Raw genomic sequence first — 14,521 nt, 5'->3', positions numbered from 1 at the left:
ATTTGATCCGATTATAAATATTAGATTTTTAAGATTTACAAAATACCAAAATGAGGGGATCTAATGCTAACTATCATGAAAAAGATGTTTCGTAATGATAATGCGGATAGTGCAATGACGCATTTGATCTTTTTTATTGCTGCAATTGTTGTAGCGCTGAGTGTGGTTGCTGTCCTGACTTCAAATGTCCAGTCCCTGACAGGATCTACCGCCGTTAGCAGTCAGATTATGGCCGAACAACTGAGAACAGACATAACGGTCATAAGCGATCCTGAAATGATACCTTATGATAGTTCTTCCTATACCTTTTATGTAAAAAACACAGGGCGGACAGAACTCGCAACTGGTTTTATAAATATTTTTATTGACGGCGAATTGATAGCGCCTGCGAATGTGAACATGACCCTTCCCGCGGGAGAAGTTATCTGGAGAACCGGGGACGTTCTTGAAATTGACATCTCTATCAGTGAACTATCTGCGGGTGATCATCGATTCCTGATAGCCGCAGAGAATGGAAAAACAGATGCAATCAACTTCAGGACAACATGAGGCTCAATCATGGATAAAAACGTTTTTTCGTTTCGGATAGACAGGGACGAGTTTAACGAAAAGCTCGGAAATGGATTTCCCAGAGGGTCACTTGTAGTCATTGAAGGAGGAAGCGGTGGCGGCAAGAGTACTATATGTCAAAGGATAACTTACGGATTAATTGAAAATGACATCAATGTTACCCTTGTTTCAACACAACTTACAACAAAAGGGTTCATCAACCAGATGTACTCCCTTGACTATCCCATTGCTAACCATCTCCTCAAAGGAAGATTACTTTACATTCCTGTGATTCCGCTTGTAAAGGCAGCGAAATCACAATTTGATTTCATAGAGAGACTTATGTCTGCTGAAGAACTCTTTGAGAAAGATGTTATTGTTATTGATACGATATCCTCATTGATTAAATACAGTGCCGATCCAGAGAAAAGTCTTGAATTGATCTCTTTCTTCAAGAAACTAAATGGAATGGGCAAGGTTATCATCCTGACAATTGAACCAAATCAGCTCACTGAAGAGCTGGCATCAATGTTCCGTTCGTCCTGTGATATTTTCATGACATTGAAATCAAAGGCAATGGCATCTGAAGTAAAAAGAATACTGGTGGTCAACAAATTCACCGGAGCAAAGGGAAGGGTTGGCCAGATGATTGGTTTCAGAATAGATACAAAAGTTGGATTGGTAGTAGAAATTGCCGCTGTTGCATGATAAGGAAGTGAAACTATGGCAGACAACGGATTCCAGAAAGCAATGCAAAGAAATCCCCATCTTAAACATTACATTAATAATTTCATGAAAAGGGGCGGCAAAATGCCCGACTTCGTAATAAATCTGCCAAGCGATCTGGATCAGGAAGACGTGAACCTCATTCTTCCTGTGGGAGATCCGGTTTTTATTCACCTGTATGGCACTCATGAAATGGGAGAAGCCAAATACTATTCCATCGAACCAAGATTGTCATCTAAGGAACAGAAAAAGTACCGGGTAATAATGGATTCAATTCTTGAGAAATCTGCAAAGGAACCTGTCCCTGAGTCCGAAAAACAACTTCGTGATATGATCCTCAAGCTCCTAAATGATTCAGTAGATGTTGGTTCCGGGGGAGATATTCCTGATAGCGGTGAAGGCAGTATTCTTCAGAAATTCAGGCCACAACTAAAGAAGGTACCTGTAAACAAAACGGAGTATTCCAATATCAGATATCACATCGAAAGGAACATCGTGGGCTCTGGCCCAATCGAACCAATTATCCGTGATCCGTATCTTGAAGATATTCACAGCATTGGCGTTTCAGGAGTATTCATTGTCCACAAAAAATTAGGAATGATGCAAACAGACCTTACTTTTGGAGATGAAGAGGGACTCGATGGTTGGCTCAGAAGTATGAGTGAACGTATCGGAAGGCCGGTTAGTGACTCAAAACCAATTGCTGACGGCGCACTTCCTGATGGTTCCCGTATTAACATCATTTACAGTTTGGATGTAAGCAAGCGCGGAAGCAGCTTTACCATGCGTAAATTCAGTGATGTTCCTGTAAGCATTATTCAACTGATTAACTGGGGTGCATTGAGTGCTGAAATGGCAGCATATATGTGGATGTGCCTGGAAAATGGAATGAGTGTTTTCTTCAGTGGGGAAACTGCAAGTGGTAAGACAACAATGCTCAACGCATGTCTTGTTTTTGTAAATCCGAAAGCAAAAATGTATACTGCAGAAGATACAGCTGAGGTTCAGCCACCACAAGCAGTTTGGCAACAATTGATTACCAGGGAAGACGGGCCACCCGATTCAAGGGTAGATACTTTTGCTTTGCTTAAGGCTGCTTTGCGTTCACGTCCTAATTACATCATTGTAGGTGAAATTCGTGGTGCAGAAGGAAATGTAGCTTTTCAGGGAATGCAAACGGGTCACCCTGTGCTTGCAACTTTCCACGCGTCCGCCGTAACCAAGATGATCCAGAGACTTACAGGAGACCCTATCAATGTACCTGTAACTTTTATTGACAACTTGAATGTTGCAATGATATTATCGGCAGTATATCGAAAAGGAAAATTCCTCAGGAGATGTCTTTCAATTGAAGAACTGGAAGGATACTATGAGGAAGCTGGTGGAGTTGTTACAAGAGGAGTATTCCAGTGGGATCCTGAAAGTGATAAACATCATTTCAGGGGAATGAACAATAGTTTCATTCTTGAAGACAAAATAGCTACAAAACTGGGATATGAAGACAAACGCCAGATATACGAGGATTTATTCCTCAGGGCAAGAATTCTGAATGAAATGAGAAACCGAGGGATTGAAGATTATCATGAGGTTCTCAAAATTGTTGTGAACTTTTACAAATACGGCGTCAACGGACTTCCATTTACAATCTGAGAGGATGGACAATGGACTACCATAAGGCATTCAAAGTAATGGAGATGGAACCTACAACCTATGTGTTGAAGTTTGCACTTCCATTGATTGCCATTGGTTTCCTTTTTCCCGCAATAATGTACACATTTTTCTCAGATCTTTTTACTGGATCAGCATATTATATTCCTGCTATAATCCCCCCTATTTGCATCCTCTTTGCTGTGTATTATCCTCTTTCAATACTCGGTGCAAAAGTCGGGAAAATAAATAACGAAATGCACTACTACATAACACAGATGGGTGTTATTTCAACGGCTGAAACCCCGCGAATTGATATTATCAGAATACTCTCTGAAAACAAATCATATGCCCTGCTTTCCGAGGAAAGTCGCAAAATTTACAACCTTGTTGTGGTGTGGAATCTCAGTCTTTCGGATGCCTGCAGATTCATCTCAAAAAGAACACCATCTGTGATTTTCCAGGATTTCCTCGATCGTTTCGCCCATGGACTACAATCAGGAGAAGATGTCCGAACTTTCCTTGAGTCAGAGCAGGCAGTAGTGATGCACGAATATGAATCAATGTATAACAGTGCACTCTACAATGTGGAAGTAATAAAAGAATTGTTTGTGTCGCTTGTCATGGCGCTCATTTTTATGGCTTCATTTGCAATTATCATGCCTGTAATTACAGGAATGGATGCAGTTCTTCTCATGACAATGGTAGCTGTAATGTTTTCAATGGTCTATGTTGCTATTTTGTTTTTCACAAGAAGCAAGGTTCCAAAAGATCCAATCTGGCAGCAGACCAAAAGGAACACAGAAAAAAAGGCCAGATTGTTTAGGACGATCCCAATTTCCCTGATAGCGTGCACAGTTATCGCTATTGTGCTCTTTTTTTATGACAAATTTCCGACGTTGATTGACATCCCTATGGTCATGACCCCCCTTATATACACAGGCAGAATGTCAAGCAAAATTGAAAAGGAAATCCGTAGAATGGATGAAAACTACCCTGCATTCATTCGTTCCCTTGGAAGCTCAGCCGGTGCCCGGGGCGGGATGATTGATGATGCGTTGAGATCCCTCACAAATCACGATTTCGGTGCACTTACTCAAGACGTTAATGACCTGTTTCGGAGAGTTAACACAAGGATTGACAAATTCCAGGCATGGGAAATGTTTGCCGCAAATACCGGAAGCAACCTAATCCAGCGATTCAGTGAGATTTTTGTGGAAGCGACAAATCTTGGAGGAAAACCGGAATTAATAGGGGATATGCTTGCAAGTAATTTCCTGAAAATTGTCAATCTTCGAAAAAAGAGATATCAGTCAGCTTCAAGCTTGGTAGGTGTCCTATATGGGCTGACTGCAGGTATCGCTTTTACCCTTAACATTTCTGTAAGCGTAGTCGGACTTATGCAGGATATGTTTACTTCCATGCAAATGGATTCGGATATGTCACTGGGAATGATCATTTACACTGACATCGGAAGTGTACAACTCCTTTCTCTTATGATCATGTTTATTGTGTTTGTGCACGCCGCTGTATCAGCACTCCTCATAAGAGTTGTTAACGGAGGGCATATGCTAAGCGGAACCACTGATTTCGTAATAATGATGTGGATAGGCGGAGTCGGTGCAGTGTTCACTGAAAACGCTGTAGGAGTCCTGCTGGGAACCTGAAAAGGATTTTAAAAATCAAACGCTGGAACGTAGTATCCTAACAACTTCCTATGTTAGTTCCTGAGTAGTTGCTTTTCCCCCAAGATCAGGAGTTTTGACACCGTTGGAAATCGCTTTTTCGACTGCCATCTCTACCTTTCCGGCAGCTTCGTCTTCGCCCATCCAGTTAAGTAACATTTTCACAGAAAGAATTGCAGCTATAGGATTTGCAATCCCCTGTCCTGCAATATCAGGAGCACTTCCGTGAACTGGTTCAAAAAATGCCTGGTTCTTACCGATGTTTGCACTTGGCACAAGGCCAAGACTGCCAACTAGAGCCGCCCCCAGATCACTCAGAATATCCCCAAAAAGATTGGTAGCAACAACTACACCATACTTTTCAGGAGAGCGGATCATATCGTAGGCCATTGCGTCAACAAGCATATCATTGTGTTCAACTCCCATAGAGTTCGCAACCTGTCTGCACGTATCCAAAAAAAGGGTGTCTGACTTGAGTACATTGGATTTATGCACTATTGTCAGTTTTTGATTGCGTTTCTTTGCAAATTTGCATGCAACCTCGGCAATACGGGCCGAGCCATGTTTTGTTACAACCCGCTTTGTGAAAGCTTCTTCTGAGCCTACTTCTTCGATACCTGAATACATACCTTCAGTATTTTCCCTGACTATCAGAATATCAAAATCGCTTGATGCATTTACACCGTGGATTCCTTTTATGGGATGAATAGGCCTTATATTTGCATAGAGATCAAGTTGCTTCCGAATCGTCAGAAGAACACTTTTGTAATTGGGATCAGGAGGGGTTGTAACAGCCCCAAAGAGGATACAATCGCAACCTCTGAGAAGTTCAATATCGTCGTCTGAAATTGCCTGTCCTGTTTTTTCCCAGCGCCCGTAGCCAACTTCAAATGGAACTTTTTCGAAAGAAATAGGAAAACAATCCAACACTTGAAGAGCAGCCGGTATAACTTCCTTTCCAACCCCATCTCCTTCAATTACTGCTAATTTCATCTGTTTTCCTCCTTAAGCCTCTGGACAAGGACACGAATCGCATCTGCAATCTGGAATTCCGAAGCACCCCAGTGGACTGTAGCTCCCGGAATATCATCAATTGTCACCTGTCCGGAACGTTCTGCTTGACAACAACGTGCAATAAATGGTTTTGTTGGTTTTACAATATCAGAACTAAAGGGACAAATACTGATAAATTTATATTCCAACCCCGGAAATCTGGATTCAAAAAGTGCTTGAGATATTTCACAACCTACGAGCAGGGAACCAGGCTCCGTAATAACATCATTGTCAAGGCATTTTCCTGAGAGCCCGGATGCAGAACATGGGAACACTGTATTATCCCCTTCAAACTGCTTTAGATCAACTATATTCTCAGTAAACCGCATTCCGAATTCACCAAAAATACCCGATTTCTCAAGTCTCCTGATCACATCACAAAGCCTTGAAGGATATGGAGGAGCCACATCAAGAATCTCAACTTCAATTATTTCAGAAATATCAGGATCATGAACAAAAGTCACATGATTGTCAATTCCCGTAAAAAGAACTGTATTGATATCTCCTTTGCAGAGAGAATGAGCAGTTTCAACCAGCAAATTCCTGTTTTTTATGTTCAGATGCTCTTCATAACTTAGTATGTTCTCAGGGCCAGCAAGCAACATAATATCTGTAACTCTCCGCAGCAGGCCTTCACCTTCATGCTGGACTTCGTAAAGCCAGTACTTTTTACTTGCTCCCTCAGGCTTGTTTACGATAATGTATTGTGAAAGAAAATAAACTGGTTCATTTTCACTCTCTTCCGGAGAGATGTGAGTCATACCCACATGCTTGTATTCCTGAGGGAAGATCATGAATTAACCCTGTTTCTGTTTTTTGCGGTGCTCCACAAGACCACCATCGGTAAGAATTTCAAGCAGGAAATCTGGCAATTTGTGACCTTCAAAGACCTTGTCACCAACTGTGATTTGCCCTTTAAGAAGATCGACTTCCACTTCATCCCCTTCTTTGCAGGTAACATCTGCTTCCATAAGGGGAAGCCCTACGTTAATGGAATTGCGGAAAAAAATGCGCCCAAAGGAATTTGCAATTACGCAGCCTACCCCCGCATGTTTCAGGGCAAGTGGCGCCTGCTCCCTTGAAGAACCACAACCAAAATTATTCCTTGCAACTATTATGTCACCGGGAGATATTTTTTTGGAAAATCCGGGATCAATGCCCTCCATTGCATGATCGGCAAAGACCTGCATGTCGGTGGTTCTCAAATATTTCCCGGGGATAATAACATCGGTATCAATATCATCCCCGTACAGCCATGCTTTTCCTTTGATCATGCTTTTCATGCTCTCACCCGAATGTACGATTTGCACGATGATATTTGTAAGTAGCGGAAAACAAAAACATGGAGAAGTTAAAAATTTAATTAATCGACTTTTTTGCACAAGTAATCCTTTACTTGAGAGCCAAAACTTTCGTTCTGGATTGCAAAATCAATGATTGCTTTCACATAACCTAATTTATCCCCGGTATCATAGCGCCGGCCTGCAAATTTATAAGCATAGACTTTCTGCATTTTATTAAGCATACGAATACCATCTGTAAGCTGAATTTCGCCCCCAACCCCGATTCCAGCTTCATTTATGCAATCAAATATTTCCGGGGTAAACACATACCTTCCTATTGCTCCAATATCTGATGGCGCTTTGTCAATTGAAGGTTTTTCCACGATGTCTTCAAGAATGTAAAGAGATTCTTCAAGTGGTTGCCCCTTTATGATTCCATAACTACTAACTTTCTTACGTGGAACTTGCTCCACTGCAATCGTAGAACACTGATATTTTTTGGATACTTCTATCAGTTGCCGAATACAGGGAGTTTTGTTAACAATTATATCATCGCCTAAAAGCACCGCAAATGGGTCGCCATTGACATGCTTTCTGGAACGCATTATGGCATCACCAAGTCCTTTTGGTTCTTTCTGCCTTATGTAATGGATATCAACCATTGAAGAAATATCTTCTACGATTTTCAAGAGATCATCTTTGTGACTATTGCGAAGGTGCATCTCCAATTCTGGGGATTCATCAAAATAGTCTTCAATGGAACGTTTACTTCTACCTGTAACAAAAATGATGTCATCTATACCTGCAGCAATAGCCTCCTCAACAACATAATGGATAACTGGTTTGTCAATTATTGGAAGCATTTCTTTCGGCATGGACTTCGTCACCGGAAGAAAGCGAGTACCAAGACCTGCAGCAGGAATAACCGCCTTTTTTATTTCCATTGTAAACAATCCTCAAATAATGAAAAAACAATCAAAAAGTAGCTATGAATCATAATTCGATCACATTCCCATCCAATACATCCCTTTCAGCAACATCTACTTTTTCCACTACATCACCGTAAGTCACCGCATATTGGCTAACAGGCATAGTATCAAATTGTGTCTCGCCAGCCAATGAGCCCAGAGTTGAATATGGAACAACGAATTCAAATGCACCATCCGAAACCATTGATTGTGAATAAAGGAATGTTCTACCTGTGCTCGTTTTAATTGTTGTGCTAATAGTCACAATTTCTCCTTCTGGAGCTTCACCTGCAATGGTCGCACCTTCAACATATTCAAAGATTTTTACATACCCTGTGTTTGATTCTTCAATATTGTTACCATTGGAAAATAGCACATTGTAGACTTGTTTGTATCCAATCTCTGCTGTGCTGGCAGCCGGTGTTTCGTGAACCAGGCGATATTGTTCAAGACCATTTCCGTCGAAAATATGCAAACGTGATTCCATAGAATTGAAATATCGTTCTCCTGGAACGGTTTGTGTACCCTGATCGGTTTGTACTCCGACATAATAATCATTCGTGTCAAGTGTCCATGCAGCCATAGCATAGAATTTTCCAGTTGCCATTTCAACATCTGATACTACATAACGTGCACCTGCTTTATCCGGATCAGGGTGGACTGCTTCAAGCACTGCAGTTGCTTCCCCTTCAGATTGAGCTGTGAAGAATGTGGATGCTCCGGGTTGATTTTCTTCATCAATACTATTTCTCCGCCCACCAACACCTTGCTGGAATGGGTTTGCATTTGGAATACGGTGCCCTATGACTTCGATCCAATGACCGTAATCCCACCATGACATTACACCATACGCTGTATCAGGATATGGGTATAACTCACCACTATCAATGACATCATAGCTCTCATAGTAGTCCAATCCCGGATCCGGTGTGTTAGAGTTTAGCCACATCGTAGCTTCTATCCAGTATCCATTAGGACCACCCGTTCCACGAGTCTGTTGGTCAGCTATATCATATGAAGGATATGCCAAAATCAGAACCATTATTATCAAGGAAACTACATGAAGTGGTTTGATTTGTTTGAACCACCTTCCAATGCCATCAGTAGCTTCCTTAAATGGATTATCCACATCTTTCCATCCTGCAAAGTCCAATACTTTGACTCCGAGATATGCAGCCAATATTGAAGCATTGACGGAGTAATAGTATGCAAAGCGGTTTTGCTGGAGCATCGCCCAGATGATCATTACTGACCAGACAATCAAAAATGTTTGTTCCCGATTGTTGTGTTTGTAGATAGCAACATAAGCCAGAATTGCAAGCGCTATGAAAGAAAATACTCCTGCAAGGGCAAAATTGTACCAAATTGGTTGGAGAGTGAAAACACCACCTTGTATGAGAAGAGGCGAGGCTTCTGCAACTGTTAATCCGCCCCCAGTAAGCGTGAAATAACTTGCCAGGCTTGTAACCAGTGAGTAAGTAGGTGGAGACAGTATTTTTGCAGCTGCAACCACAATTACAGATAAAAGTAAAATTGAAAGTGGATAGTAGTAATTCTTAAGATTCCTTTTATTTAGCTCCATGGAAATTAAAGTAAGAATGGGGAATGCAACAATTCCACCAGCTAGACCTCTCATCAATAAAGATCTTCCACGAAGTTCTGGTACCAAAAGTACCATCAACAATGCAATTGCAAAAACAACTACACCAGTGATTGCCAAATAATCAGTTGACCGTTTGTGCATATGGTCTACAACATGTTGCACCGTTATGTATATCCCAATTATGAAACTGAAAAAGACTGCTCCCAGCCATGCAAGAGAATATGCACCCAAAGAGATACCTGCAAGAATGATATACGGTAGAACCGGTTTTAATGCACTGAATTCATGATTTTTCAAGTTTGCAAAACTAATTGGATGCTCCTTCAATGTCCTTAAAGCCATTATCAAGAACATAACAATAATGGTGGTCAATAGTGTCTCAGCAATGTGGTGATCGTTAAAGCCTATTATTGACCTTGAAAGGAACTGTCCTGGTGCAACTGCAATCAAAAAAGACGCAAGTAAACCTACTCTACGATCAAATAACCACTTCGCAGCAAAATATGTTGGAATTACAACAAGTGCGCCTAAAAATGCAGGATAATAAGCCGCTGTTGTGTGGATAAGTTCTTGGCTAGGATTTCCAAATCCAAGTATCCATATAATTAGCGCCAAAAAGACATCATAAAGGGGTGCAAAAACCTGAGACGTGCCATAAGGATACTGTGTATAAGCATCAAACCATAGTATATTAGGGAAATTGTTCAAAATATAATCTACATTTCTTAAATGATACCATGGATCGTTACCCCCAAACCGTACGAATCCATTTGAAAGGAAAACACTTGCTGATGGACGTAGTCTGATGGATAGCGCAATTATAAACGAAATAGTTACTCCTAGGATATAGGGTAAACTACTGAGAAGCTGCTTTTTCCTGTTTTCAATATCCATATATTCCACTTGCCGTTATCTGTTATGAGTTTTGCATTATATGATTATATAATAGGATATAAGTATTATGAAAAGCCATTTTGAGAACGGATGCATTATATGTTAACAGTTGTAGCATCCCTTCAAATTGGAACAAAGGTTATCTACATTTAACACATGCCTTAGTGGTGCAACTCCAAACAATTAAATATTAGATTACTGAAGCAAACTTCTTGGCATAATTGACGAGGTAATTTGTTTATGCTTGTATCTGTTATAGTGTGTGCTTATGATATTGGCCGCTATGATGATTTCATAGAAGCAATAGAGAGTCTCTTTGATCAAGATTTCCGAAATGTCGAAATCATAGCTGTGGTGGATGGAAACAAAGAATTCTATGAAAAAATAATAAAATACAAAGAACTCAACCAATTGAAAATGAAGGTCCTGCTCAATAAAAAGAACCTTGGACTTTCTGAAAGCAGGAATCGGGGAATTGCGGTAGCTACTGGAGATGTGCTCGCATTTTTTGATGACGATGCAATTGCAGAAAAAAATTGGATCAGTGAGCTTGTGCGCATGTACGATAAATATGATGCCATTGCTGCTGGCGGGAAATTATTTCCACTATGGGTAGATGGAAAAGCTGATTTTCTTCCAGAGGAGTTTTACTGGATGATTGGCGCAACACACAAAGGATTTCCTGAAAAAGTTACCGAAGTTCGGAACACCTTTGGTTCAAACATCAGTTTCAAAAAAGAAGTTCTTGACGAATTTGAAGGGTTTAAAGGAGATATGGGAATTAAAGGTAAAGGGGCCCTTCAAGCTGAAGAAACTGAAATTTGTGAGCGCATGAAAAAGCTTTTCGGTAAAGGGGTAATGTATAATCCTCATGCAATTGTCCACCACAAGATTTTTAAAAGTCGCACTAGGCTTAAGTTTTTGTTGAGAAGAGCGTTTTGGCAGGGATACTCCAAAAAAATGATGGCAAATATGGGTTATTCCATGGATGTTGAGAGTGATTTCCTCAAGAGACTGATAAATCCAGGGATCTATGGAAGAGTAAAGGCTGTTCGTAGTATGGGACTCGGACCATTAATTCAAATATTCTTTTTGATTCTTTTTACATTTGTTGTTAGTTTAGGATACGCTTTCAAGTCAATAGAATTGTTTTCTTCATCTCTTACAGGAGCCAAGCAAGCATGAATGTAAATCAGGTTAATGTGGTTCCAAACGGAGTAGATACAACTCAATTCAAAATATACAATAAGGACGTTCAACGGAAATGGTTTGAAAGAAATTTTGAAACTGATCTTGCTGATGGCATTAATATAATCTATGTAGGACGTTTTTCTGAAGAAAAGGGATTACGTTATTTAATCAAATCACTTGACTACATTGATCTCCCTTTTAAGCTGTTTCTAGCAGGGGACGGACCTCAAAAAAGCGAAATTGCAAAGCTAATAGAAGCTTCCGGTTTAAACGGTAAAGTTTGCATTTTAGGAAAAGTCCCACATGAAAACTTGTCTAAACTTCTCAATGCTATGGACATTTTCGTATTGCCTTCAATTTCGATGGAAGGTTTTTCAAATTCTATGCTTGAAGCAATGGCTTGTGGGTTGCCAATTGTAACAACTCATGTTGGAGCGGGAAGCGAGGTAATAACAGATGATGTTGGGTTTGTTGCTGAAATTAAAAACCCAAGCCAAATTGCAGATGGAATCTTAAAATACGCGTATCTTGATAGAAATACAATCAGGGACTATACTGAGAGTCATTTTTCCTTTGATGTTGTTGCGGATAAGGTATATGCCCTTTATTCTGATCTTTGTGGAAAAGATGTCGATAGTATTTGCTATTGCTCTCTTTATTCACCACCTTATCAGTTGTCTGGGGCAGGTCGGCAAGTTCATGAATTATCAAAAAGATTGTCACAAAAATGTGATGTTTCTGTCATATCTACCGGAATTGGAGGATCTAAGGATGGGCAGCTAGAAGGTGTGAATTATTATCGAGTCAAATACGTAAAAGGAGAGTCCTTGTCACGATTCTGCTATAGTACTTTAGGTTGCCTTAAAGGTCTTTCATTGGATGCTTTTGATGTTGTAGATGGACGAAATTGGGAAGGCGGATTGATCTCCACATTTCTTTCCAAGCACAAAGGAAATCAGTCAGTTATCAGCTTCCGGGGAGAAGGTGCTTTAGAAGGACCATGGATTAAAAACCGCATTAACAAGTACATTGCAAAGAGAGTTGATCTTATGACTGCCACAGACAGCAGAACAGCGTCAAAAGCTGAGCGCATTCTAAATGGGTACAAAGGTGATGCTTGAGTGTGCGGCATAGCAGGCGTCTACGGACTGTCAGATCAACATCTTTTGAGAAAAATGTGCGATGTCATTGAGCATCGAGGACCCGATGACGCTGGCTACTATGTAGATGAGCAAATCTCTATTGGAATGCGCAGATTAAGCATAATAGATCTCTCAGGAGGGCACCAGCCCGTTTTTAACGAAGATGGAAGCATAGTTGTCGTTTTCAATGGGGAGATATATAATTTCAGAGAGTTAAGAGAAGACCTAGAAAAAAGAGGCCACATTTTTAGTACAAATTCAGACACCGAAACAATTGTTCATGCATACGAGGAGTATGGAAATGATTGCCTGAACAAGTTTAACGGAATGTTTGCAATCGCATTATGGGATACTGAAAAAAAAGAACTGTTTCTTGCACGTGACCGTTTGGGCATAAAACCATTGTATTATTCTCTTTTTGAAGATAAACTCATTTTTGGCTCCGAGATCAAATCCCTTATCGAATATGGTCTTAAGCCAGAAATAAAGGAAGAAGCCCTAAGTGAGTATTTTACATTTCGATATGTACCAGCGCCCTTGACAATGTTTAGAGGTATCTTTAAACTAAAACCAGGCCACTTCATTAAAATCGGAGCAAACGGATTCCATGCAAATAGCTATTGGAATTTAGATTTTACAACATCAGAAGGTAGTGAAGGCTACTTTAAAGACAAAATTCTTGAAATTCTTAAGGAATCTGTACGAAAAAGACTTGTTGCCGATGTTCCAATTGGCTCCTTCCTTTCAGGCGGATTGGACTCTTCTATAATAACGTCATTTGCAAGTGAATTGTCTAATGAACCAATAAAGACTTTCTCTGTTGGTTTTTATGGTTCAGATTATGATGAGACTCCTTATTCGAGAAGGATTGCAGAACACTTTGGAACTGATCATACTGAAGAATGGGTTGATATTGAAAACACTTCTGTTTTGCCCAAGCTGATATACCATCTTGATGAACCTCTAGCAGACCCTGCAATATTACCCACATACCTGATATCTGAAACTGCAAGGAAAAAAGTAAAAGTGATATTAAGTGGTGAAGGCGGTGACGAGGCATTTGCAGGATATGGGAGATATCAATCTGAATTGAAAGCTCATAATTTCTCAAAATATTTACCTCGCGTACTCAAAAACTCTGCTTTTAGACTAGGCAGCATAATCGAAGAAAGTAAAATCAAGAAGTACGCATTGTATGCAGGTTCTCGAAATGGACAAAAAAACAGTTATTACTACCGTTTGAAACTGAGGGATAATGGTCATCTCAATCCTAACATCCTGCAAATTGATGATACCAATCTTCCACTTGATCTTTTTTATGAATACGACAACTATTTGAAATCAATGTTGAAGTTCGACATCAATTACTGGTTGCCGGATGATCTTTTAATGAAAGTAGACAAGATGACCATGGCTACGTCCCTTGAAGCACGTGTTCCTTTTTTAGACCACAATTTGCTAGAACTGACGTCTACCATCCCTCCAAATTTAATGCTTAATAAACATTTGTTAAAGCTCTGTGCTAATGATCTCTTGCCAAAAGAAGTTATGGAAAGAAAAAAACATGGTTTCGATGTTCCAATTAGGGAATGGTTTGAGAAAGACACACTCGATGAGTTCCTATCTGAAGAAAAAATTAATAGCACACCTTACTTGAATAATAGTGAGATCCAGAAAATACGTGAAAGGCATCGTGCAGGAAAGGGAGATTATAGTGTTTTATTATGGAAATGCCTATGCTATACTATGTGGTATAATGAATTTTTAAGTGAGAATTAAA

12 protein-coding genes are annotated in these 14,521 nt (G+C 40.1%); 7 read left to right on the top strand and 5 right to left on the bottom strand.

What is annotated here, in order from left to right; genetic code table 11:
• The first annotated feature begins 63 nt into the window (after nucleotides 1–63).
• The 4 genes from J2755_RS04410 to flaJ are packed head-to-tail and all read left to right on the top strand — an operon-like array spanning nucleotide 64 to nucleotide 4,589.
• A complete protein-coding gene (locus tag J2755_RS04410) occupies nucleotides 64–549 on the top strand; it encodes a flagellar protein G (RefSeq protein ID WP_209680392.1) in 486 nt (161 codons plus the stop codon).
• A 9-nt stretch (nucleotides 550–558) separates the two neighbouring features.
• Complete coding sequence (locus J2755_RS04405) at nucleotides 559–1,257, top strand: ATPase domain-containing protein (protein ID WP_209680390.1); 699 nt, start codon at nucleotides 559–561, stop codon at nucleotides 1,255–1,257.
• Between the two features lie 15 nt (nucleotides 1,258–1,272).
• Entirely contained in the window at nucleotides 1,273–2,925 is a 1,653-nt protein-coding gene (locus tag J2755_RS04400; protein WP_209680388.1) for a type II/IV secretion system ATPase subunit, read from the top strand.
• An 11-nt stretch (nucleotides 2,926–2,936) separates the two neighbouring features.
• Nucleotides 2,937–4,589, top strand: a complete 1,653-nt coding sequence (gene flaJ, locus J2755_RS04395; RefSeq protein WP_209680386.1) for an archaellar assembly protein FlaJ — start codon at nucleotides 2,937–2,939, stop codon at nucleotides 4,587–4,589.
• A 48-nt stretch (nucleotides 4,590–4,637) separates the two neighbouring features.
• On the opposite strand, the gene J2755_RS04390 is transcribed toward flaJ, so the two are convergent.
• The 5 genes from J2755_RS04390 to J2755_RS04370 form a co-directional block, all read right to left on the bottom strand.
• The gene (locus J2755_RS04390) at nucleotides 4,638–5,600 is read right to left on the bottom strand and encodes an isocitrate/isopropylmalate dehydrogenase family protein (protein WP_209680384.1); all 963 of its coding nucleotides are present in this window, start codon (nucleotides 5,598–5,600) and stop codon (nucleotides 4,638–4,640) included.
• Nucleotides 5,597–6,454: a DUF7714 family protein gene (locus J2755_RS04385; RefSeq protein WP_209680382.1), complete on the bottom strand. Its 858-nt coding sequence runs from the start codon at nucleotides 6,452–6,454 to the stop codon at nucleotides 5,597–5,599. Before J2755_RS04385 ends, J2755_RS04390 begins: the two co-directional genes overlap by 4 nt.
• A 3-nt stretch (nucleotides 6,455–6,457) precedes the next feature.
• On the bottom strand, nucleotides 6,458–6,943 hold the full coding sequence (locus tag J2755_RS04380) for a 3-isopropylmalate dehydratase small subunit (RefSeq protein ID WP_209680381.1): 486 nt from the start codon (nucleotides 6,941–6,943) through the stop codon (nucleotides 6,458–6,460).
• 80 nt (nucleotides 6,944–7,023) lie between these two features.
• Nucleotides 7,024–7,887, bottom strand: coding sequence for a UTP--glucose-1-phosphate uridylyltransferase GalU (gene galU, locus J2755_RS04375; protein WP_209680380.1), 864 nt, complete (start codon nucleotides 7,885–7,887; stop codon nucleotides 7,024–7,026).
• Between the two features lie 49 nt (nucleotides 7,888–7,936).
• Nucleotides 7,937–10,408 (bottom strand): oligosaccharyl transferase, archaeosortase A system-associated, encoded by a 2,472-nt coding sequence (locus J2755_RS04370; protein WP_209680379.1) that lies wholly within the window; start codon nucleotides 10,406–10,408, stop codon nucleotides 7,937–7,939.
• Nucleotides 10,409–10,648: 240 nt separating this feature from the next.
• Between J2755_RS04370 and J2755_RS04365 the strand changes: the two genes are divergently transcribed.
• From J2755_RS04365 to asnB, 3 genes are read left to right on the top strand one after another with little or no spacing between them, the layout of a single operon-like run.
• Complete coding sequence (locus J2755_RS04365) at nucleotides 10,649–11,593, top strand: glycosyltransferase family 2 protein (protein WP_209680378.1); 945 nt, start codon at nucleotides 10,649–10,651, stop codon at nucleotides 11,591–11,593.
• Nucleotides 11,590–12,720, top strand: coding sequence for a glycosyltransferase family 4 protein (locus tag J2755_RS04360; RefSeq protein WP_209680377.1), 1,131 nt, complete (start codon nucleotides 11,590–11,592; stop codon nucleotides 12,718–12,720). Before J2755_RS04365 ends, J2755_RS04360 begins: the two co-directional genes overlap by 4 nt.
• Complete coding sequence (gene asnB, locus J2755_RS04355) at nucleotides 12,721–14,520, top strand: asparagine synthase (glutamine-hydrolyzing) (protein WP_209680376.1); 1,800 nt, start codon at nucleotides 12,721–12,723, stop codon at nucleotides 14,518–14,520.
• Nucleotide 14,521: the final 1 nt, after the last annotated feature.

This window comes from Methanohalophilus levihalophilus (genome assembly GCF_017874375.1).
Classification (GTDB): domain Archaea; phylum Halobacteriota; class Methanosarcinia; order Methanosarcinales; family Methanosarcinaceae; genus Methanohalophilus; species Methanohalophilus levihalophilus.
The sequence above is the reverse complement of the archived record's forward strand: the minus strand, read 5'-3'. Positions and strand labels throughout refer to the sequence as shown.